The organism is Pigmentiphaga litoralis, from assembly GCF_013408655.1.
Lineage (GTDB): Bacteria > Pseudomonadota > Gammaproteobacteria > Burkholderiales > Burkholderiaceae_B > Pigmentiphaga > Pigmentiphaga litoralis_A.
The window spans coordinates 1,922,591-1,943,293 of record NZ_JACCBP010000001.1; the positions used below are offsets into that span (position 1 = coordinate 1,922,591).

Consider the following 20,703-nt stretch of genomic DNA (forward strand, 5'->3'; position numbering starts at 1 on the left):
GGCGGATACCGGGGTTGCGCGATGTCGTGAACGCTGAACGCGCCACGGCAACCAAGGCGCGGGAGTCGTGGCATCTGCTGGGGATTATGTCAGAGTTCTTCGAGGCGTCTGAACGACTGGCCCAGATCCGCCCCGCGGTGAGCATCTTCGGCAGTGCCCGGATCAAGAGCGATTCCCCGCTGTACGAAAAGACCGAGAAGATCGCGCGGCTGTTGTCCGATGCCGGCTTTTCCGTCATTTCGGGTGGCGGCCCCGGCATCATGGAAGCGGCCAACAAGGGCGCGTACGAAGGCGCCAGCCCCAGCGTCGGCCTGAATATCGAACTGCCCTTCGAACAGAACCACAACCCCTGGCAGAACATCAGCCTGTCGTTCCGGCACTTCTTCCCGCGCAAGGTGGCGTTCGTGAAGTACGCGTCGGCCTATGTGGTGTTGCCGGGGGGATTTGGCACGCTGGACGAGCTGTTTGAAGCGCTGACCCTGGTGCAGACCACGCAAAGCCGCCGCATGCCCATCATTCTGGTGGGCAGCGAATTCTGGGCCGGCCTGCTGGACTGGATCCGCGCGCAGCCGCTGGCGCAAAAGCTGGTGTCGGTGGGGGATCCGGATCTGCTGCAGGTCATCGACGATCCGCAAGAGATCGTCGATGCCATTTTCGATTTCTACCAGGCCGAAGGCTTCACGCAGTCGCCCGGCGAACGCGAACGACTGCTCAACCTGTAAGCCCCGGCTTTCAAAACGCCCGCGCTCAGCCCTGCGGCGCCGCCATCAGTTCCGGCGCGGTGGTGGGCGGACGGCGCTTCTTGGCCGTCTGCTGCCAGCCGTAGCCGATCTTGAACAGGGTGGGCTCGTCGAATTCCCGCGCCAGCATTTCCAGGCCGACCGGCTGGGCCGGGGTGGTCGCGCCCACGGGCGTGGCAAAACCCGCCACGATGGTCATGGCCGGAAAGCCGCTGTACGGGCTCAGCCGGTTGTTGCTGCCCGAGTTGGGCGAGCTGCCCACGGCAGTGTTCAGCCCCTGCAGCACCGGATACACCAGCACATCGAAGGGCGTGCCGCCGTTGTTGCCCAGCGCCTTGGTCACCCGGGTGATGACGACGTTGTCGCGCTCGCCACTGGTGTAGGTCAGGTAGGCCGGCTTGCTTTCCTTGTTGGTGCCATTGGCGCGATAGCCTTCGAAGCTGTTGACGAACGTCGGTTCCAGCGTCGACAAGAGGGTCGAGACCTCGTCATACGAACGCGGGTGCCCGTCCCCTGTCGAGGGCCACGACAGCAGGTACTCGGTCAGATTGTCCCTGAACTCATAGCCCGACAGGCTGGGGTAGCCCAGCACCGTGGTGCGGTCGTCGATATCGATGTCCTGCAGCACCGCGCCGGCCGCTGCCATTTCGGTCAGGGCCGTGTTCAGCGCATCCAGGAACGGCTGATTGGCCGCGGTGGCGGCCGGGAACATGCTGCGCACCACGCCGATCCGCGCGCCGCGCAGGCCGTCGGCCCGCAAGGACGTGGTGTAGGTGGTCGGCACCTTGGTGGCGGCCGCATAGGCGCCGGCATTCGGGAACAGCGGCGCGTTATAGATCTTGGCGGCGCGCTGGCCGCTGCCAGTGGAAGGATCGAACCCCACCATGGCGTCGAGCAGCACGGCGCAGTCTTCCACCGTCCGGCACATGGGGCCGGCCGTGTCCTGCGCGTGCGCCAGGGGCACGATGCCATCCTGGCTGACCAGGCGCAGGCTGGGGCGGATGCCGACCAGGGCTTCGAGTGCCGACGGCACCCGCACCGATCCGCCAGTGTCGGTACCCAGCCCGACCATGGCAAAGTTGGCGGCGATTGACGTGCCCGTGCCCGAGGACGATCCGCCCGGACCCTTGGTCGGGTCGTACGCATTCTTGGCCTGCCCGCCGACGGCTGACCGGCCGACAAAACCAAAGGCGTATTCGTCCAGGTTGGCCTTGCCCAGGATGATGGCGCCGGCCGCACGGATCTTGCGGATCGTGTAGGCGTCGTCGGGCGGCTGATTGTTGGCCAGGGCCAGCGAACCGGCCGTCGTCTTCATGTCAAACGTGTCGAAGTTGTCTTTCGCCAGCACCGGGACGCAATGCATCGGCCCGGTAAAGTTCTGCGTGCCAAAGAAGGCGGCGTCGAGCTTGTCGGCCTCGGCCAGCGCGTTCGGATTGATCGCGATCACGCTGCGCAGCGCGGGGCTGGCCGGAAAGGCGGCGCTGGGTTCCTTGTCATAGGCGTTGATGCGGGCTATGTAGCCCTGCACCACGTCGCGGCACGACAGCTGCCCCTGCTTCATGGCGGCATGCATGCCGGCGATGGTCGCCTCGACCAGCGGGAACGGGGCACGGTTCGGATTGAGCCGGATCACGGTGTCCTGGTCACTGCCGCCGCACGAGGCAAGAATGGCGCACACGATCGTGCTGCTGGCAAACACGCCCAGCGGCCGCAGCTTGATGCTCACAGTCATGGAAGTCCTTGAAGATGCGCCGCGAGTCGGCCGAACGGCCTGATCCCCCGCCAGCCCTGCGTCGAGGGCTGCCCGCGGCAAGATGCATCGAGCACGATCCATGCCAAATTTCGCGTGTCCTGGCGCCACGCATCCGGGCCACGCCAGCGCGCACCACCGCCGCCCGCGACCGCACGATCCGCGTGCTCCCGCTCCCTTTATTAGTGCGTCGCGGCGCGCCCGCCACATGTCGCCCGAAGGGTTGCGGCTAGAATGCTGCCAAGCACCGCATTCCGACCTCCTTCACAAGTTATCCATGGCCGTCTTCACCCCCGTCGATGAGGCTGACGCCCGTTCGTTGCTCCAGCGCTTTTCGCTTGGCGAGCTTCGTTCCCTGCGCGGCATCTCTTCCGGCATCGAAAATACCAACTATTTCCTGTCGACGACCACGGGCGAATACGTCCTGACGCTGTTCGAGCGGCTGACCCACGCGCAGCTGCCCTTCTACATCGACCTGATGAGCCACCTGGCCGAACATCAGGTGCCGGTGCCCCACCCGCAAGCGACGCACGACGGCGCGCGCATCACCGAACTGCACGGCAAGCCCAGCGCGATCGTGACGCGGCTGCCGGGACAGTGCCAGATGCAGCCGGGCGCCGTGCATAACGCCCTGGTGGGCGGCACCCTGGCGCGCATGCACCTGGCCGGCCAGGATTTCGCGGTCAACCAGCCCAACCTGCTGGGCGTGGAATGGTGGGCAAAGACGGCGCCGGTCGTGGCGCCCCACCTTCCGGCCGACGCGGCCGACATGCTGCGCGACGAAGTGGCCGCGCAGGTCGCCGCAGCGGCGACCGACGCGCAGCGTGCCCTGCCCTCCGGCCCGGCCCACTGCGACCTGTTCCGCGACAACGTCCTGTTTGCCGGCACGCCCGATGCGCCCGAACTGGGCGGCTTCATCGACTTCTACTTTGCCGGCTGCGACACCTGGCTGTTCGACGTGGCGGTCTGCATCAACGACTGGTCGATCGACCACGCCACCGGCGAGATCCGCGCCGACCTGGCCGACGCCTTCCTGACCGCCTATGCCGCCGAACGCCCCTTTACCGACGCCGAACGCGCCGCCTGGCCCCTGATGCTGCGCGCCGCGGCGCTGCGCTTCTGGATGTCCCGGCTGTTCGACTTCTATCTGCCCCGTCCGGCCCAGACCCTGACGCCGCACGATCCCACCCATTTCGAGCGCGTCCTGCGGCTGCGCCGCGCGCACACTCCCCTGGTCCTGCCTTGATGACATTCGTTTTTGCCGCCATGCCTTCCCGCACGAAAGGGGACGCGTGATGCAAGCCGCTTCCTTGCCCATGAGCGCCGGCTGGCACTGGGTCCGTGACGGATTCGGCCTGTTCAAGCGCCAGCCCATCGCCATGTTCACGTGGGCCCTGACCATCGGTTTCCTGGTTCTGGTGGCCACCATGATCCCGCCGATCGGTCCGCTGCTCTTCGTGACGCTGATGCCGGTGGTGACCGTGATGACGCTGGTGGCCTGCCGCCAGATCCTGGCCGGCAAGGCGGTCATGCCGCTGCGCCTGTTCCTGATCCTGAAAACACCGGGCCTGGCCAAGCGCCTGTTCGGCATGGGCGCCGTGTATGTGGTGATCGTGATGCTGGCGGGCATGGTCGCCTTCCTGCCCTTCATGGACACCCTGCGAGACGCGTTGCAGGGCGTGACCGACGACGACCTGTCGCCAGTCCTGGTCGCCATGCGCACGCCGATCATCCTGTTCGCCATCTTCTATGTGAGCGTGGCCGCCATGTTCTGGCATGCGCCAGTGCTGGTCGCCTGGCATAACCTGAGCCTGCGCAAGGCACTGTTCTTTTCGGCCGTGGCCTGCTGGCGCAACAAGGGCGCGTTCATCGTTTATGGACTGGTCTGGTTCGGCGCGGTGGCGGGCCTGGAACTGCTGGGCAGCCTGCTCGAAGGCATCGGCCTGCCGGAAGGCGTGGCGGGGCTGGTGCAGATGCCGCTGAACTTCTTTGCGGCGGCGGTGCTGTACTGCAGCTTCTACCCGGCCTACGAAAGCGTGTTCGGCGAGCCGGATACGCCTGAAGCGCAGCAAATGATTTGACCTGAGTCCAAATAACCCGTATAAAGATAGCGCACGATTTTCAAGTTACGAGTTGCTGTACAAATTGGTGAGCCTGCAGTGGCTGGCTGATTGAACCCGGTGATCATTCCCTTGTGTTCATTCCCCCGCTACTGGCCTCAGGTAATGCTTAGGTTGTCCATTGTCTCTACCCTTGATGGTCTTGCATTCAAGAGCAGTAACCCCACAATGTATTAAGGATTAGAAATAATGGAAACCGGTACCGTCAAATGGTTTAACGACGCCAAGGGCTTTGGTTTTATCACGGCTGATGCAGGCGGCGACGATCTGTTTGCACACTTCTCGGAAATCCGCACGGAAGGCTTCAAGTCCCTCCAAGAAAACCAGAAGGTCAGCTTTCAAGTGACCACCGGCCCGAAGGGTCGTCAGGCTTCCAATATCCAGCCTCTGTAATTTCTATTGCAGAAAGCCCCTACCGGGGTTTTTTGGCGATGGGGCAACTTTGTTGCCCCATTTGTCGTTTCCGCGACAAAGCTTCCGCAGTACTCTTAGAGCATACCGCTCGCGCTCCCCATGCTTCGCCTCTTGTTGGGTGCCGATGGCGTCGGATAGCGTCGATCGTGTCGGGTTCCTATCGTGGAGCTCACGCGTAATTTCTTGCATCCTGGCGATGCATCGGAGAATCACATATGGCTAAAGAAGACCTTATTGAAATGGAAGGCGTCGTCGCCGAAGTGCTTCCGTCCACCAGCTTCCGGGTCACCCTGGAAAACGGCATGGAAGTCGCGGCCTACGCGTCGGGCAAGATGCGCAAGCACCGGATCCGTATCCTGGCCGGCGACAAGGTGACGATGGAATTGTCGCCCTACGACCTGACCAAGGGACGCATCAGCTTCCGCCACAAAGACGAGCGTTCGGGTCCCCCGAGCACGCCACGTCCTCCGCGCCGTTAAGCGTGCGGGGCAGGTTCGCCTGCCTGAGTCCCTGTCGTGCCGTGCTGTTTTGTTGTCAACACGTGCCCGACCGCAGTTGCTGAATCGTTAGCGTGCGCAGCCAGACGCGCGTTGGCCGACACCGGGATGCTGTTCCCGGCACGCCAACCGCCGCGACGGCCGCCGCGCTGGGTTCACCCGGCCATCAGATCGGATCCAGCTTGGCCACGCCGAGCGCCAGGGTCTTGGTGCCCGACCCACTGAAGTTGATCTGCACCTGGGCGTCCTGCCCGGCGCCTTGCAGATGAACGATCACCCCTTCCCCAAAGCGGGGATGCGCCACGCTTTGTCCCACCATGAACGTCTTTCCGTTGACCTCGACGCCTGCCTGCGCCGTGCGTCGGCTGGAATACGTCTCGGCCGCGCCGACATAGCCGTGCACGTCCTTGCCCCGGCTGCGGCCCATGCTGACGCCATCGGCCGATTCACTATCGATCCAGGCCGACGACCTTCCCCAGGCCGGCGCCGTATCCATGCCCTTGGCCAGCCCCATCTTGGGCGTGAGCCACTTCAGGGATTCTTCCGGCACTTCGGTCAGGAAGCGCGACCGCATGTGGTAGCGCGTCTGGCCATGCAGCATGCGGGTCTGCGAAAAGCTCATGTACAGCCGTTCGCGTGCGCGCGTGATCGCCACATACATCAGGCGGCGTTCCTCTTCCAGTCCGGCGGGCTCGAGGATGCTGTTCTCGTGCGGGAACAGGCCTTCTTCCATGCCCGAAATGAAGACCGCCTCAAACTCAAGCCCCTTGGCGGCATGCACGGTCATCAGCTGCACGGCGTCCTGGCCCAGGCTGGCCTGGTTGTCGCCGGCTTCAAGTGCGGCGTGCGACAGGAAGGCGGCCAGCGGTGATGGCAGCACCTGTCCGGTCTCGGGCAGGGTCGTCGCCAGGGCGCCCGCGTCATCGGCGGCATAGCCGTCTTCGGACGCAAACGCCGCCGCCGCGTTCACCAGTTCGCGCAAGTTCTCGATGCGCTCGGTGCCTTCCTTTTCGGTCTGGTAGTGCGCGATCAGGCCGCTGGCCTCGATCACGTGTTCGACGATTTCGTGCAGCGGCAGATTTTGGGTTTCAAAGCGCATGCGATCGACCAGCGACGCAAACTGGGCCAGGTTGTTGCCGCCCCGCCCTGCCACGTGTCCCACGGCCGAATACAGGCTGATGGCGTGAGTGCGGGCGATGTCGGCCTGCTGTTCCAGCGTGCGCGCGCCAATGCCGCGCGTCGGGAAATTCACGACGCGCATCCAGGCCGTGTCTTCGTGCGGATTTTCCATCAGGCGCAGATAGGCCAGCGCGTGCTTGATTTCCTGGCGTTCAAAGAATCGCAGGCCGCCGTACACCTTGTAGGGCACCTGCGCCGAGAACAGCGCATGTTCCAGCACGCGCGACTGGGCGTTGCTGCGGTACAGGATGGCGATCTGGCTACGCAGGCGCCCATCGTTGACCAGCGAGCGGATTTCTTCGACCACCCATTGCGCTTCCTGCTGGTCCGACATGGCTTCATACACGCGGATCGGCTCGCCATGGCCGCGATCGGTCCACAGGTTCTTGCCGAGCCGGCCGGAATTGTTCCGGATCAGCATGTTGGCCGCGTCCAGGATGTGGCCGTAGGAACGGTAGTTCTGTTCCAGACGGATCACCTGGTCAGCCGCGAAGTCGCGTTCGAACTCGGCCATATTGCCGACGTTCGCGCCGCGGAAGGCATAGATGGACTGGTCGTCGTCGCCCACGGCAAAGACGGCGCCGCCCCCGCCCGCCAGCAATTTCAGCCAGCGGTACTGCAGGCGGTTCGTATCCTGGAACTCGTCGACCAGGATGTGGCGGAAACGGTGCTGGTAGTGCTCGCGGATCGGCGCGTTGCGCGACAGCAATTCATAGCTGCGCAGCAGCAATTCCGAAAAGTCGACCACCCCTTCGCGCTGGCACTGGGCGTCGTACATGCCATACAGCTCGACCAGCTGGCGGTTAAAGTTGTCGTTGGCTTCGACGTCGGTGTGGCGCAGGCCCTCTTCCTTGGACCCGTTGATGAACTGCTGCACCTGGCGCGGCGGGAATTTTTCGTCATCGATGCCGGCGCCCTTCAACATCCGCTTGATCGACGACAGCTGGTCGGCGGTATCCAGGATCTGGAAGGTTTGCGGCAGGCCGGCATCGCGGTGATGCGCCCGCAGCATGCGGTTGCACAGCCCGTGGAAGGTGCCGATCCACATGCCGCGCGTGTTGATGGGCAGCATGGACGTCATCCGCGTCAGCATCTCGCGGGCCGCCTTGTTGGTGAAGGTGACCGCCATCAGGCCGTGCGGGCTTACCTGCCCCGTCTGGATGAGCCAGGCCATGCGCGTCGTCAATACACGCGTCTTGCCGCTGCCTGCCCCGGCCAGCACCAGGGCGTGGCGAGGCTCAAGGGTAACGGCGGCAAGCTGGGGGGGATTGAGGTTGTCGAGCAAGGACATTGGCGGTCTTTCACAAAACGGAATAGCGGCAGGCAGTCTAGCACTTACCCCACCCCTGCTCCGCCGCGACAACCCCCGGGCAGGCCACCCATGTCCTCAGCCCAGGGGCTCAGACCCCCATGTAGCGCGTCCACAGGCTGCGGTCGGCGGCCAGGTCGGGTGACGACCCGGTCCACACCACGTTGCCGCGTTCCAGGATCACATGGCGGTCGGCAAACTCCACCAGCCGTTCCACGTACTTGTCGACGATCAGCGTCGTCTGGCCAGCGGCCTTCAATTGGGTCAGGCAACGCCAGATTTCATCGCGGATGACCGGCGCCAGGCCTTCGGTCGCCTCATCCAGGATCAGCAGGCGCGGATTGGTGGACAGCGCCCGGCCGATCGCCAGCATCTGCTGCTCGCCACCCGACAGCTGGTTGCCCAGGTTCTGGGCGCGTTCCTTCAGCCGCGGAAACAGGCCGTAGATGCGGTCCAGCGTCCATTCGTCCTTGCGGCCGTTGCGGTTGTCGGCAAAGGCCACCAGGTGTTCGCGCACGCTCAGGTTCGGGAAGCACTGGCGGCCTTCGGGCACGATGGCCATGCCCAGGCGCGCGATGGCGTCGGGGCGCATGCCCAGCGTGGATTTGCCGGTGAAGTGGATATCGCCGCCCTGCGGGGCCAGCGAGCCGACCAGGGTCTTGATCGTGGTGCTCTTGCCCATGCCGTTGCGGCCGAGCAGGGTCACGACCTCGCCTTCGCGGATATCGAAATCGATGCCGAACAGCACCTGGCTGGCGCCGTAGCCGGCTTCCAGGCCGCGGCAGGACAACAATGCGGGGGCGCTCATGCGTGTGTCTCCGTGCCCAGGTAGACCCGTTGGACTTCGGGATTGGATTTGATGGCGGCGGCCGTGCCCGACGTCAGCACCTTGCCGTAGACCAGCACCGTGACGCGGTCGGCCAGCTGGAACACGGCATCCATGTCGTGTTCGATCAGCAAGATGGCCATGTCGGTACGCAGGCTGCGGATCAGTTCGATCATGCGGGCGGATTCGTCTTGCCCCATGCCGGCCATGGGCTCATCCAGCAGCAGCAGTTTGGGCCGTGCGGCCAGGGCCAGCGCGACATCCAGCTTGCGCTGCCCGCCGTGCGGCAAGGCGCCGGCAATGTGGTCGAACTCGTGCTGCAGGCCGACCCGTTCGGCCAGGGCCATGGCGGTGTCGAGCAGTTGGTGGTCGTGCTCCCGGTTGCCCATGAAGCGGAAGCTGGTGCCGCTATGCGCCTGCGCGGCCAGCAGCAGGTTGTCGCGCACCGAGGCATCCCGGAAAATGCTGGTGACCTGAAAGCAGCGCGACAGGCCAGCCTTGACGCGCTGATTGGAACGCAGGCGCGTCAGATCCACGCCGTCCAGCTCCAGGCGGCCCGCATCGACCGGCAGCAGGCCTGAGATCAGGTTGACCAGCGTCGACTTGCCGGCGCCGTTCGGACCGATAAGCGCGTGGACTTCGTTCAGGCCGACGTCGAGATCGACGTGATCGGTAGCCGTCAGACCGCCAAACCGTTTGACCAGGCCCTGTGCTTGGAAAAGGCTCATGACGTCACCTTGGGGGAAGCCGCGGAAGAAGCCGCGGAAGAAGCCGCAGGGGAAACCGGCGTGTCGCGTGTGAACGACCGTTTGGCCCGCACGTCGGCCAGGGCGGCAATGCCGCGCGGCGCGAAGAACACCAGGAAGATCAGCAAGGCGCCCAGCGGCCAGTGCCAGTATTCGGTATAGCCGCGGAACAGCTCTTCCAGCGCGATCCACACGCCCGCGCCGATCGGACCGCCCCAGCGGCGGCCGACGCCACCCAGCAGCACCATCACGATCATGGTGGCCGATTGCGTCCAGTTGATCACCGATGGGCTGACGAAGCTGTTGTGCGTGACCAGCAGCGCGCCGGCCAGACCCGCCAGTGCGCCGGCAATCACGAAGGCCACCAGCTGGATCGCGAACACCGGGTAGCCCAGGGCCAGCATGCGCGTTTCGTTGTCGCGCGTGCCGACCAGGGCATGGCCGAAGCGCGACCGTGTCATCCGGTTCAGTCCCACGAACAGGATGGCGACGATCGCCAGCACCACCCAGTACAGCGTGGCATCGTTGGCACTGTCCAGTCCGAAACCCAGGGCCGGCCGTTGCGGCAGGTTGTAGCCGTCATCGCCGCCGTAGGCGTTGACCGAGACCGACACGTAATAGATCATCTGCGCGAAGGCGAGCGTGATCATGATGAAGTAGGCGCCGCGCGTGCGCAGCGACACCAGTCCGACCACCGCCGACACCAGGCCGGCCACCACCGCGGCCGCGCCCCACATGGCCCACGCCGACGTGAATCCGGCATCGGACATGGCGACCAGGGTGTAGGCACCCACGCCGATGAACCCGGCCTGGCCCAGCGCGACCATGCCGCCATAGCCAAGAATGAAGTTCAGGCCCGCCACGGCCAGCATGAAGATCAACGCGCGGCGCACGAAGCCGACGTAATAGTCCTGGCCCAGCGCCGGGGCGATCCAGGGCAAGGCGATCAGCAGGGCCAGCAGCAGCCATGGACCGATCTTGAGCAGGCGCGACATGACCGGACGGGTGTCGCGGGGCGCCGCATGGGCGGCGCGCGGCGTGGCAGCCGGTGTGGCCGCCGCGGGCGTGCCCACGGGAGGAATGACAGTAGACATGATGCTCCTCAGGCTCGGGCAGGAAAGAGGCCGGCCGGCTTGAACGCCAGCACGCCTGCCATCAGCGCGTAGATCGCGATGCCGGTCAGCGCGGGCGCCAGGTCGGCGGCGATGCTGGGTGGCAGGGTGGCGCGCAGCATGGGCGGCAGGAAGGCACGGCCGGCAATGTCGACCAGGCCCACCAGCATGCTCGCGATGAACACGCCGCGGATCGACCCGATGCCGCCGATCACGATCACCACCAGGGCGGGAATTAGGATGGCTTCACCCATGCCGATCTCGACCGCCGAAATCGGCCCCATCAGCGCACCGGCCACGGCGGCCAGCGCCGCGCCCAGCAGGAACACCCAGGTAAAGATGCCGCGCACCCGCACGCCCATCAATTCCGCCATCTTGCGGTTCGATGCGCCGGCGCGCACCAGCATGCCGACACGGGTGTGGTTGACCAGCAGGTACAGGCCCAGCGCAATGGCCAGGCCCGCGCCCAGGATCACCAGGCGGTAGGACGGATACGGCAGGTCGGGCAGGATCTGCACCGGATTGGTCAGGCCGGCGGGTGTCGGCGCCATGAGGGGCGATGGACCCCAGATGGCCTTGACCACGTCGTCGGCAATCAGGATCACGCCAAAGGTCGCCATGACTTGCGCCAGGTGGTCGCGGCCATACAGGCGGCGCACCAGGAACAGTTCGAGCAGCAGCGCGACCAGCATGGTGACGGCCACGGCGGCCAGCACCGCGGCAATGAAACTGTTGGTCTGGGTGTGGACCGTGGCGGCCACATAGCCGCCCGCCATGAACAGCGAGCCGTGCGCCAGGTTCATGGTGTCCATGATGCCGAACACCAGCGTCAGGCCGGCCGCGAGCAGGAACAGCATGAAGCCGTACCCCAGGCCGTTGAGCAATTGCTCAATGACAAATATCGAATCCATATTGTTCTGTATCCCGGATTGAAGCAGCCCTACGAACGAAGAAGGATGCCGCCGCGGGCGCCGCAGCGCCCCAGGCAACACCCCTCGTCGGAACGACCTTTACATCATCTTGCAGGCGTCGTGATACGAGTCCTGATACTTCTCAAGGACCTTGCCCAGCGTCTTGTTGGTGATGACGCCTTGCGCATCCTTGCCGATCAGGCGGACGTAATAGTCCTGGATCGGATAGTGGTTGTTGCCGTAGGTGTACTTGCCCCGGATCGACGAGTAGTTGGCCGCCTTGATCGCCTTGACCAGGGCCGGACGATCCGCCACCTTGCCGCCCACGTCACGCACCGCGCCGTCCATGCCCATGATCACGTCAAAGGCCTGCGCGGCGTACAGCGACGGATAGCGCTTGTACTTTTCGCGGAACTTGGCCACGAAGGTCTTGCTCGCCGGGATATCCAGGTCATGCGACCAGATCGCGGTGTTGAACAGGCCCAGCATCGGCTCGCCCACGGCCTGGATGATGTCTTCGTCACCCGAAAACGCCGGCGCGATCAGCGTGATGTCTTTCGACAGGCCGGCCGCCACGAATTGCTTGATGAAGTTGATGCCCATCGCGCCCGGCAGGAAGAAGTACAGCGAGTCGGGCTTGGCCGAACGCAGTTGCGCCAGTTCGGCCGAATAATCCAGCTGGCCCAGCTTGGTGTAGATCTCGTCGGCTACGTTACCCGTGTAGCGGCGCTTGAAACCGGTCAGGCCGTCCTTGCCGGCCGGGTAGTTCGGCGCGATCAGCACGGTCTTCTTGTAGTTCTTGTCGGACGCGAACTTGCCCGCGGATTCGTGCACGGTGTCGTTCTGGTAGGTGCCGAAGAAGTAGGCGTTGCACTGCGCGCCGGCATATTGGCTGGGGCCGGGGTTGCTAGAAATGTAGGGCACCTTGGCAGCAAACAGCGCAGGGCCGACGGCCAGCGCCACGTTCGATCCGGTCGGGCCGCTGAACAGGTCGATCTTGTCGCGCTGGATCCAGCGTTCCACCAACTGGCGGGCCTGGTCGGGGTTGCCTGCCATGTCGGTCTGCAGGAACTCGGCAGGCTGGCCGCCGAGCTTGTTGCCCAGCATTTCAATCGCCAGGTTGAAGCCGTCGCGCTGATCGGCGCCCGCGGCGGCGAACGGGCCGGAGATGTCGATCGCCAGGCCGACCTTGATCGGCGCGGCCGAAGCGGCAGCGGCAGCCGTGACCAGGCCGAGGGTCGCGCAAGCAAGGGCCAGACGCTTCATGACTAGTGCGTGTTCGAACATTGCGGGTGCTCCGAAAGGATGGGGACTGCAAAAAAGGACGAAATCAGGCTGCCGTACTGACCTGCACCCGGCCGTCGACCACCCGGACAGGGAATACCTTGACAGCCTTGGTCACCGGTTCGCTCATGGGCTCGCCGGTGCGGATCGCAAACTTGCCCTGGTGCAAGGGGCACTCGATACAGTCATCTTCAATGAAGCCGTCGGACAGCTTGGTGCGGCCGTGCGTGCACTTGTCGCGCAAGGCAAACAGGTCCTCTCCGATACGGAACACGGCGATCTCGATGCCGTCGGCAACGACCGGGGCGACCTCGCCATCATCGAAATCGGCGGGCGCGCCAATGTCGAACCATTCGGGCGCGTCTTGGGAAAGCTCTTCAGACATGGTGGATTCCGTCAACGATCAGATGGGCGTGGCGAGCAGGGTCTGCACGCGCGACGTGTCGAACACCGCGCTCTTGCGCTTGTATTTCCAGCCTTCGCCGGTGCGCACCACGACGTCCTTGTAGACGCCAGCCTGATACACGAAGGACTCGCCATTGCCGCGCGTCTGCACCACGACATAGTTCGATGTCGTCTCGACCGTGTCGGCATCGATCTGCGTGATCTGCATGCCCGACGTCATGTGGCGGTAGGTGTGTTCTTCGTAGATGTTGGCGTGGCGCAGCGACAGCACGCGGTCGCGCAGCATGCGCTGGCTGTCGCAATAGATCACGCCGATCTTCAGTCCCATGTCGGCGTTTTCTTTCGGAATGATTTCGTAGAAGCAGTCTTCCACGAACAGCGTGGGCCACTCTTCCAACTGGTCGTTATCGAGCACGCTCACGTACCGTTCCTGCAGACTGTGCATCTCGAACCACAACAGCATTTTTTCCATCGTTCTCACCTGTCTTTAATCAATAGCCCATCAGCTTCTGGTAACCCACCCAGAAACGGCGGATCAGGCTTTCGGTCACCATGGTGTCCTGCAGCTCCGGCTTGTCGCGCGCCATGGCGATCAGCGACGTGGCGTCGCCATCACGCACGGTGCCGCGCTGGACCAGCTCAGTGGCTTCGGTGTCTTCCATCGAGATGTAGCCGGCCGGGCCCACCAGGTTGGCCTGCTTGATCCGCAGCGCGCGCATTTCCGGCGTGTCGTCGGTGTAGCCAAAGAAGTGGAAGATCAGCTCGAAGTTGTCCGGCCCCTTGGGCAGCAGCTGGCGGGCGACCAGCGTGTTGTGGATCTGCTGGATCACCAGTTGCGGAAAGATCGGCTGGATGTGGTTGGTCATGTCCTCGTCAAATTCCGAGATCATGCCCAGCACCGAGTCGTCTTCCAGCGCGAAACCTTCATCGAACGAACGGATGGCCTGCGTCTTGTAGGCCGACGACGTGTCGTCTTCGGTCTTGGTCGCGGTGATCACGCTGTGCAGCCCGGACTTGGCGTCGGGGATCGTGCGCGCCTTCATCCCCACGCGGAAGATGTTGAAGGTGGTGTGGAACAGGTGCAGCAGGCTGGCGTGATAGGGATCCTTCACGTTTTCCAGGTACAGCTTCCAGTTCGACTTGGAATACTGGCGCGTGCAGCCCAGGTATTCGACCGGCTTGTGGAACACGCGGTCCACGAATGGGCGCATTTCCGGACCGATGTAGTCGGCCAGCGGCTCGACGATCGGGCTGAACGTGGCAAACACCAAGCCCTTGTAGCTCTCGACGCGCAGCTGGCGCATCGCGTGGTCTTTCGGGTTGAAGTCAGCCGGCATGCCGGGGCTGCCACCCTTCTGTCCGCGGCGGAACGGCACGCCTTCCAGGTTGCCCTTGGTGTCGTAGCTCCACTGGTGATAGACACAGGAATGGCTGGACGCATTGCCCCGCGACTTGCGGCAGACGATCGCGCCGCGGTGCGCGCAGCGGTTGACCCAGGCGGCCAGCTCGCCTTCGGCGGTACGGGTCACCACCACCGGCGTATCGCCAATGAAGGTGCTCTTGAAGTCGTTGGGATTCGGGATTTCGGCTTCGAGCGCCAGGAAGCTCCAGGTCGGACCGCGAAAGATCTTTTCCTGTTCCTGTTCGTAGACTTCCTGAGAACTGAACACCTTATAGGGCACTGCCGCACCATCAGCGTGCGGAAAGCGCAGCATGGGGTGTTCGGTAGCGGCCGATTGGCCTGTTTCCTGTACTGCGTCCATATGAACCTCCGCGAATATCAAAAAACCGTATTGAGGTCATTGTGGGCAGCTACCTATTGCGGCTCTAGCCGTTTCTGGCAGTATGGCCTCACCCCTAGCCATTTCTCGCAGGTTTCCACGTATCCGACGCAAGCAACGGTTGTGCCAAATGGCGCAATTCTTGCTTTGTGTTCAGCTCCCCTGCTTTAACGCCTGCTGCCGATGGACACCGTATGATTTCTGCCAAGCGTTTCGAACCGATTGCCCTGCGTCAGGCCCGACTGTTCGAGTCCGACGACCTGGACCGGACCCGCGACCAGGTATCGCGCGTCATGCAGCCGCATCGCCTGGTGCCCGGCGCCAGCGGCAGCGTCCGGTCGCATATGGACTTCGTTCGCGTGGGCGGGATCGGCATGGGGGCGCTCAATTTCGGCGCCGCCATGCAGGTGGATACGGGCCACCTGGACGACTACTACCTGTTGATGTTCTGTCTGACCGGCCATGCCGACGCCCACGTCGACGGCCAGGCCGTGGCGGTCAACCAGGCGCGCGGCATGATCTGTTCGCCCGAGCGCCCCTTTGCGGCCATGCTGTCGGCCGATTGCGAGCAGTTCATGCTGCGCATCGACCGCGCCACCGTGGCCGCGCACACCGGCGCAAACCGCCTGGTGTTCGACCGCGAACTGGATCTGGACAGCGCCGCGCTCCAGCCCTGGCTGGCCCAGCTGCGCGCCATGGCGACGTCGCCGGAACTGCTCCAGTGCGCCATGCAGAATCCCAAGATCGCGGTCGAACTCGAACGCCTGCTGATCTGCCTGCTGACCACGGGACAGCGCTGGTCCGACGAAGCCGATCTTGTCACCCCCACCATTGCGCCGCGCTGCGTGCGCAAGGCCGAATCCTTCATTGAAGAACGCGCGAGCGACGCCATCCGCCTGGAAGACATCGCCGCGGCGGCCGACGTGCCCGTGCGCACCCTGCTGGCGGGCTTTCGGCGCTTTCGCGACATCACGCCGATGCAGTACCTGCGCGACGTGCGCCTGGGCCAGGCCCGCGACCTGCTGCGCCGCGCCCCGGCCGGCAGCAGCGTGTCGGCCATTGCGCTGGACTGCGGATTCCTGCATCTGGGCCGCTTTGCGCAGGCCTACCAGCAGCGCTTTGGCGAGTCGCCTTCCGAGACGCTGCGCCGGTCCTGTTGACCGCCGGGGGGCTCCACGCCGTCAATTTGTCCGCGACGGCGTCCTACCTTCTATAATGCCGGGTTGAGCCAGACGCGAGCGATCACCGCCGCGTCGGTCGCCGCTATTTCAGCGCCCCTCTTTTCAGGCCCCCGGACACCATGCAGGAACGCTACGCCCCTACCGAAGTCGAAACCGCCGCTCAACGCCACTGGGAAGCGACCAACGCCTACCTGGCCATCGAACACGCGACGCTGCCCGACGGGACGGAAAAGCCCAAGTTCTACGCCTGCTCGATGCTGCCCTACCCCAGCGGCAAGCTGCACATGGGCCATGTGCGCAACTACACCATCAACGACGCCATGTACCGGCAGCTGCGCATGAAGGGCTACAACGTCCTCATGCCCATGGGCTGGGACGCGTTTGGCATGCCCGCCGAAAATGCCGCCATGAAGTCGCGCGTGCCGCCGGCCCAATGGACCTACGACAACATCGCCTACATGAAGAAGCAGATGAAGGCGATGGGGCTGGGCATCGACTGGTCGCGCGAAATGGCGGCCTGCGACCCCAAGTACTACAAGTGGAACCAGTGGCTGTTCCTGAAGATGCTGGAAAAGGGCATTGCCTACCGCAAGACGCAAACGGTCAACTGGGATCCGGTGGACCAGACGGTGCTGGCCAACGAACAGGTGATCGATGGCCGCGGCTGGCGGTCGGGCGCGCTGGTCGAAAAGCGCGAGATCCCGGGCTACTACCTGCGCATTACCGACTACGCCGAGGAACTGTTGTCCCAGGTGCGTGACAACCTGACCGGCTGGCCCGAGCGCGTCCGCCTGATGCAGGAACACTGGATCGGCAAGAGCGAAGGCACCCGCTTTGCGTTTACGCACGACATCCGCGACGAATCCGGACAGCTGATCCAGGACGGCCGCCTGTACGTGTTCACGACACGCGCCGACACGATCATGGGCGTGACCTTCTGCGCCGTGGCGCCCGAACATCCGCTGGCCACGCACGCCGCGCGCAACAACCCGGAACTGCAGGCCTTTATCGAAGCCTGCCGCCAGGGCGGCGTGACCGAAGCCGAAATGGCCACGCGCGAAAAAGAAGGCCTGCCCACCGGCCTGACCGTCAACCACCCCCTGACCGGCCAGCCGATCGACGTGTGGGTCGGCAACTATGTGCTCATGAGCTATGGCGACGGCGCCGTGATGGGCGTGCCCGCACACGACGAACGCGACTTCCTGTTTGCCAAGAAATACAACCTGCCGATCGCGCAGGTGGTGGCGGCTGAAGGCAAGGACTATTCGACCGACGCATGGCAGGAATGGTATGGCGATAAAAACGTCATCCGCACCATCAACTCGGGCAAGTACAACGGGCTGGACTACGTGCACGCGGTCGACGCCGTGGCCGCCGACCTGTCGGCCAAGGGCCTGGGCGAAAAGCGCACCACCTTCCGCTTGCGGGACTGGGGCGTGTCGCGCCAGCGTTACTGGGGCACGCCGATCCCGATCATCCACTGCGAGACCTGCGGCACCGTGCCGGTGCCCGAAAAGGACTTGCCGGTGATCCTGCCCGAGCACCTGATTCCCGACGGCAGCGGCAACCCGCTGGCCAAGTGCGAAGAATTCCTGAACGTCGACTGCCCCACCTGCGGCAAGCCGGCGCGCCGTGAAACCGACACGATGGACACCTTCGTGGACTCGTCGTGGTATTTCATGCGTTATACGTCGCCGGGCAACGACAGCGCGATGGTGGACGAACGCAACGATTACTGGATGCCGATGGACCAGTACATCGGCGGCATCGAACACGCCGTGCTGCATCTGCTGTACGCGCGTTTCTGGACCAAAGTCATGCGTGACCTAGGCCTGGTCAAGTTCGACGAGCCCTTCGTCAAATTGCTGACGCAGGGCATGGTGCTGAACCACATCTACTCGCGCAAGGGCGCGACCGGCGGCATCGAATACTTCTGGCCCGAAGAGGTCGAGAACGTGTACGACGCCAAGGGTGCGATCGTCGGCGCAACGCTGAAAAAAGACGGGTCGGCCGTGGAATACGGCGGCGTGGGCACGATGTCCAAGTCCAAGAACAACGGTGTCGATCCGCAATCGCTGATCGACACCCAGGGCGCCGACACCGCGCGCCTGTTCGTGATGTTCGCCAGCCCGCCCGAGCAGACCCTGGAATGGTCGGGCGCGGGGGTGGATGGTTCGCACCGTTTCCTGAAGCGCCTGTGGTCGTTCTGCCATGCCAACGCGGGCCGAGTGGCCGCCGCGCAGGCCGCCGGCGCCATCAGCGATTGGTCGCCTGCCGACAACGCCGTCAAGTCGCTGCGCCGCGACGTGCACGCGCTGCTCAAGCAGGCCGACTACGACTACCAGCGCATTCAGTACAACACCGTGGTGTCGGCCGGCATGAAGCTGCTGAACACCCTGGACGACGCCAAGGTGGACGGCAAGTATGGCGACGCGGCGCTGGCCGAAGGCCTGCAGATCCTGCTGTCGGTGCTCTACCCCATCGTGCCGCACCTGACCTGGCACGCCTGGCGCGACCTGGGATTTGCCGACACCCGCGGCGACCTGCTCGACGCGGCCTGGCCGCAGGTGGACGAAGCGGCGCTGGTGACCGACGAAGTCGAACTGATGCTGCAGGTCAATGGCAAGTTGCGCGGTTCCTTGAGCGTGCCAAGCGCCGCTGACAAGGCCGCGATCGAAGCGCTGGCCGTCACCCATGAAGCGGTGACCCGATTCCTTGAAGGCCGCGCGCCAAAGCGGGTTATCGTCGTGCCGGGCAAACTCGTGAACGTGGTGGGATGATGGACAGTCGCTCGACCTTGCAGGACTCCGGCTTTTTGACCGCAGGCATTGCCCCGGGCCGGCGGCGCGCGCTGCAGGCGCTGGGCGCCGTGGGCGTGATGGCGTTGCTGGGCGGCTGCGGCTTCGCGCTGCGTGGCACGGCCGACCTGCCGTTCAAGACGCTGTACGTCAACCTTGAAGACACGTCCGAACTCGGCGCGCAGTTGCGCCGCTACGTGCGCACCACCACCAGCACGCAGATCGTTGAAGACCCCAAGGCGGCCGAAGCGCAGTTGCAGGTGCTGTCCGACACGCGCGAACGCAGCGTGCTGTCGCTCGACGCGTCGGGCCGTGTCCGCGAATTCGAACTGCGGTATCTGTTCACGTTCCGTCTGCACAATGGCAAGGGCTACGAATTCATCCAGCCCACCACCATCATGCTCAAGCGCGACCTGACCTTCAACGACGCGGCCACGCTCGCCAAAGAGTCGGAAGCGAACCTGCTGTATCGCGACATGCAGATGGAAGTCATCCAGCAGCTGCTGCGCCGCATGGCCGCGGTGGAGCCCGTCTGAGCGTGCAGATGCTGCAGCATCGGGTCGTCGGCCAGCGTCAGGGCGCCTCCAGGCTTGCCTGCGCGGAGGCCTCGCCATGGGCATGAGCTTGCGGCCCGAGCAGCTGCCCGCGCATCTTGAACGGGCCGGCCAGTCGCTCGAAGCGCTGTACACCGTCACGGGTGACGAACCGTTGCTGGTGATCGAAGCCGGCGACCTGCTGCGCCAGGCGTCGCGCACGGCGGGCTATACCGAGCGCGACACCGTCGTGGCCGATGCCCGCAGCGACTGGAACACCCTGCTCAGCGCCAGCCAGTCGATTTCGCTGTTCGGGGACCGCCGGCTGCTGGAGCTCAAGATTCCGACTGGCAAGCCCGGTAAAACGGGCGGCGACGTGATCGCGCGGCTGGCCAAGCAGGCGCCGTCGCAGAAAGGCGATTGCGTCACCGTGGTCATGCTGCCCAAGCTGGATCGCACCACCAAGGCCTCGGCCTGGTTCACGGCGCTGACCACCCACGGTGTCGTGATCGATGTGCCGACCATCGAGCGCCCTGCTCTGCCCGGCTGGATCGGCGAACGGCTGGGCCGGCAGAAGCAGCGGGCGCGGCCCGATGTGCTGCAATGGCTGGCCGACCGGGTGGAAGGCAACCTGCTGGCGGCGCACCAGGAAATCCTGAAGCTCGGCCTGCTGTATCCCGAAGGCGATCTGACCCTGGACGACGTGCAGGACGCGGTCATGAACGTGGCCCGCTACGATGTCTTCAAGCTGCGCGACGCCATGCTGGCCGGCGACGCGCGCCGCGTGGTGCGCATGCTGGAAGGCCTGCGGGCCGAAGGCGAAGCCCTGCCGCTGGTGCTGTGGGCCGTGGGCGAAGAAATCCGCTTGCTGGCGCGGCTGGCCCAGGCGGGGCAGCAAGGCCAGAGCGTGCCGGCGCTGATGCGCACGTTGCGCTTTTACGGCACCCACGAACAGCTGGCCAACCAGGCGCTGCGGCGCGTGCCGGCGCAGGCCTGGCCGGCGGCGGTGCGCCACGCGCACGATGTGGACAAGATCATCAAGGGCCTGCGGGTTCCCGGACGGCTGTCCGACCCCTGGCACGAAGTCACGCGGCTGGCCCTGCGCGTGGCTGCGTAA

At 64.6% G+C, this 20,703-nt stretch carries 19 protein-coding genes; 9 read left to right on the plus strand and 10 right to left on the minus strand.

Annotated features, from left to right (window positions below; all coding sequences use genetic code 11):
* Positions 1 to 26: 26 nt before the first annotated feature.
* Positions 27 to 722 carry an LOG family protein gene (locus HD883_RS08525; protein ID WP_373563329.1) on the plus strand — a complete coding sequence of 232 codons (696 nt, stop codon included), beginning with the start codon at positions 27 to 29 and terminating at the stop codon, positions 720 to 722.
* 25 nt (positions 723 to 747) lie between these two features.
* Here the strand turns inward: HD883_RS08525 and HD883_RS08530 are convergent, their stop codons facing one another.
* Entirely contained in the window at positions 748 to 2,472 is a 1,725-nt protein-coding gene (locus HD883_RS08530) for an amidase family protein (protein ID WP_179586454.1), read from the minus strand.
* Between the two features lie 295 nt (positions 2,473 to 2,767).
* On the opposite strand from HD883_RS08530, the gene HD883_RS08535 reads away from it, so the two are divergent.
* The 4 genes from HD883_RS08535 to infA all read left to right on the plus strand — a co-directional run bounded on the left by HD883_RS08535 (position 2,768) and on the right by infA (position 5,503).
* Positions 2,768 to 3,736 (plus strand): homoserine kinase, encoded by a 969-nt coding sequence (locus tag HD883_RS08535; RefSeq protein ID WP_179586452.1) that lies wholly within the window; start codon positions 2,768 to 2,770, stop codon positions 3,734 to 3,736.
* A gap of 49 nt (positions 3,737 to 3,785) precedes the next feature.
* The gene (locus HD883_RS08540) at positions 3,786 to 4,571 is read left to right on the plus strand and encodes a BPSS1780 family membrane protein (protein ID WP_179586450.1); all 786 of its coding nucleotides are present in this window, start codon (positions 3,786 to 3,788) and stop codon (positions 4,569 to 4,571) included.
* A gap of 228 nt (positions 4,572 to 4,799) precedes the next feature.
* Positions 4,800 to 5,003, plus strand: coding sequence for a cold-shock protein (locus tag HD883_RS08545; protein ID WP_179586448.1), 204 nt, complete (start codon positions 4,800 to 4,802; stop codon positions 5,001 to 5,003).
* Between the two features lie 236 nt (positions 5,004 to 5,239).
* Positions 5,240 to 5,503 (plus strand): translation initiation factor IF-1, encoded by a 264-nt coding sequence (gene infA / locus HD883_RS08550; RefSeq protein ID WP_179586446.1) that lies wholly within the window; start codon positions 5,240 to 5,242, stop codon positions 5,501 to 5,503.
* Between the two features lie 184 nt (positions 5,504 to 5,687).
* Here infA and HD883_RS08555 read toward each other — a convergent pair whose 3' ends face one another.
* The 9 genes from HD883_RS08555 to andAc all read right to left on the minus strand — a co-directional run bounded on the left by HD883_RS08555 (position 5,688) and on the right by andAc (position 15,056).
* Positions 5,688 to 7,991: a UvrD-helicase domain-containing protein gene (locus HD883_RS08555; protein WP_179586444.1), complete on the minus strand. Its 2,304-nt coding sequence runs from the start codon at positions 7,989 to 7,991 to the stop codon at positions 5,688 to 5,690.
* A gap of 109 nt (positions 7,992 to 8,100) precedes the next feature.
* Positions 8,101 to 8,817 carry an ABC transporter ATP-binding protein gene (locus HD883_RS08560; RefSeq protein ID WP_179586442.1) on the minus strand — a complete coding sequence of 239 codons (717 nt, stop codon included), beginning with the start codon at positions 8,815 to 8,817 and terminating at the stop codon, positions 8,101 to 8,103.
* On the minus strand, positions 8,814 to 9,563 hold the full coding sequence (locus HD883_RS08565) for an ABC transporter ATP-binding protein (RefSeq protein WP_179586440.1): 750 nt from the start codon (positions 9,561 to 9,563) through the stop codon (positions 8,814 to 8,816). Before HD883_RS08565 ends, HD883_RS08560 begins: the two co-directional genes overlap by 4 nt.
* Positions 9,560 to 10,576 (minus strand): branched-chain amino acid ABC transporter permease, encoded by a 1,017-nt coding sequence (locus tag HD883_RS08570; protein ID WP_179588664.1) that lies wholly within the window; start codon positions 10,574 to 10,576, stop codon positions 9,560 to 9,562. The genes HD883_RS08565 and HD883_RS08570 overlap by 4 nt, the downstream gene beginning before the upstream one ends.
* Positions 10,577 to 10,683: 107 nt before the next feature.
* Complete coding sequence (locus HD883_RS08575) at positions 10,684 to 11,604, minus strand: branched-chain amino acid ABC transporter permease (protein WP_179586438.1); 921 nt, start codon at positions 11,602 to 11,604, stop codon at positions 10,684 to 10,686.
* Between the two features lie 99 nt (positions 11,605 to 11,703).
* On the minus strand, positions 11,704 to 12,870 hold the full coding sequence (locus HD883_RS08580) for an ABC transporter substrate-binding protein (protein WP_179588663.1): 1,167 nt from the start codon (positions 12,868 to 12,870) through the stop codon (positions 11,704 to 11,706).
* 64 nt (positions 12,871 to 12,934) lie between these two features.
* Positions 12,935 to 13,273 (minus strand): non-heme iron oxygenase ferredoxin subunit, encoded by a 339-nt coding sequence (locus HD883_RS08585; RefSeq protein ID WP_179586436.1) that lies wholly within the window; start codon positions 13,271 to 13,273, stop codon positions 12,935 to 12,937.
* 18 nt (positions 13,274 to 13,291) lie between these two features.
* A complete protein-coding gene (gene andAd / locus HD883_RS08590; RefSeq protein WP_179586434.1) occupies positions 13,292 to 13,765 on the minus strand; it encodes an anthranilate 1,2-dioxygenase small subunit AndAd in 474 nt (157 codons plus the stop codon).
* A gap of 19 nt (positions 13,766 to 13,784) precedes the next feature.
* The gene (gene andAc / locus HD883_RS08595; protein WP_179586432.1) at positions 13,785 to 15,056 is read right to left on the minus strand and encodes an anthranilate 1,2-dioxygenase large subunit AndAc; all 1,272 of its coding nucleotides are present in this window, start codon (positions 15,054 to 15,056) and stop codon (positions 13,785 to 13,787) included.
* A 215-nt stretch (positions 15,057 to 15,271) separates the two neighbouring features.
* Between andAc and andR the strand changes: the two genes are divergently transcribed.
* The 4 genes from andR to holA all read left to right on the plus strand — a co-directional run bounded on the left by andR (position 15,272) and on the right by holA (position 20,703).
* Positions 15,272 to 16,234, plus strand: coding sequence for an anthranilate 1,2-dioxygenase regulatory protein AndR (gene andR, locus HD883_RS08600; protein WP_179588662.1), 963 nt, complete (start codon positions 15,272 to 15,274; stop codon positions 16,232 to 16,234).
* A 140-nt stretch (positions 16,235 to 16,374) separates the two neighbouring features.
* Positions 16,375 to 19,035: a leucine--tRNA ligase gene (gene leuS / locus HD883_RS08605; RefSeq protein ID WP_179586430.1), complete on the plus strand. Its 2,661-nt coding sequence runs from the start codon at positions 16,375 to 16,377 to the stop codon at positions 19,033 to 19,035.
* Positions 19,035 to 19,589 carry an LPS-assembly lipoprotein LptE gene (locus HD883_RS08610; protein WP_179586427.1) on the plus strand — a complete coding sequence of 185 codons (555 nt, stop codon included), beginning with the start codon at positions 19,035 to 19,037 and terminating at the stop codon, positions 19,587 to 19,589. Before leuS ends, HD883_RS08610 begins: the two co-directional genes overlap by 1 nt.
* 76 nt (positions 19,590 to 19,665) lie before the next feature.
* Positions 19,666 to 20,703, plus strand: coding sequence for a DNA polymerase III subunit delta (gene holA / locus HD883_RS08615; RefSeq protein ID WP_179586425.1), 1,038 nt, complete (start codon positions 19,666 to 19,668; stop codon positions 20,701 to 20,703).

Bases quoted from the DNA above. Each gene is read 5' to 3' on its own strand.
- HD883_RS08530 (WP_179586454.1), bottom strand. From the start codon at position 2,472: ATGACTGTGAGCATCAAGCTGCGGCCGCTGGGCGTGTTTGCCAGCAGC.
- HD883_RS08535 (WP_179586452.1), top strand. From the start codon at position 2,768: ATGGCCGTCTTCACCCCCGTCGATGAGGCTGACGCCCGTTCGTTGCTC.
- HD883_RS08540 (WP_179586450.1), top strand. From the start codon at position 3,786: ATGCAAGCCGCTTCCTTGCCCATGAGCGCCGGCTGGCACTGGGTCCGT.
- HD883_RS08545 (WP_179586448.1), top strand. From the start codon at position 4,800: ATGGAAACCGGTACCGTCAAATGGTTTAACGACGCCAAGGGCTTTGGT.
- infA (WP_179586446.1), top strand. From the start codon at position 5,240: ATGGCTAAAGAAGACCTTATTGAAATGGAAGGCGTCGTCGCCGAAGTG.
- HD883_RS08555 (WP_179586444.1), bottom strand. From the start codon at position 7,991: ATGTCCTTGCTCGACAACCTCAATCCCCCCCAGCTTGCCGCCGTTACC.
- HD883_RS08560 (WP_179586442.1), bottom strand. From the start codon at position 8,817: ATGAGCGCCCCCGCATTGTTGTCCTGCCGCGGCCTGGAAGCCGGCTAC.
- HD883_RS08565 (WP_179586440.1), bottom strand. From the start codon at position 9,563: ATGAGCCTTTTCCAAGCACAGGGCCTGGTCAAACGGTTTGGCGGTCTG.
- HD883_RS08570 (WP_179588664.1), bottom strand. From the start codon at position 10,576: ATGTCGCGCCTGCTCAAGATCGGTCCATGGCTGCTGCTGGCCCTGCTG.
- HD883_RS08575 (WP_179586438.1), bottom strand. From the start codon at position 11,604: ATGGATTCGATATTTGTCATTGAGCAATTGCTCAACGGCCTGGGGTAC.
- HD883_RS08580 (WP_179588663.1), bottom strand. From the start codon at position 12,870: ATGAAGCGTCTGGCCCTTGCTTGCGCGACCCTCGGCCTGGTCACGGCT.
- HD883_RS08585 (WP_179586436.1), bottom strand. From the start codon at position 13,273: ATGTCTGAAGAGCTTTCCCAAGACGCGCCCGAATGGTTCGACATTGGC.
- andAd (WP_179586434.1), bottom strand. From the start codon at position 13,765: ATGGAAAAAATGCTGTTGTGGTTCGAGATGCACAGTCTGCAGGAACGG.
- andAc (WP_179586432.1), bottom strand. From the start codon at position 15,056: ATGGACGCAGTACAGGAAACAGGCCAATCGGCCGCTACCGAACACCCC.
- leuS (WP_179586430.1), top strand. From the start codon at position 16,375: ATGCAGGAACGCTACGCCCCTACCGAAGTCGAAACCGCCGCTCAACGC.
- HD883_RS08610 (WP_179586427.1), top strand. From the start codon at position 19,035: ATGGACAGTCGCTCGACCTTGCAGGACTCCGGCTTTTTGACCGCAGGC.
- holA (WP_179586425.1), top strand. From the start codon at position 19,666: ATGGGCATGAGCTTGCGGCCCGAGCAGCTGCCCGCGCATCTTGAACGG.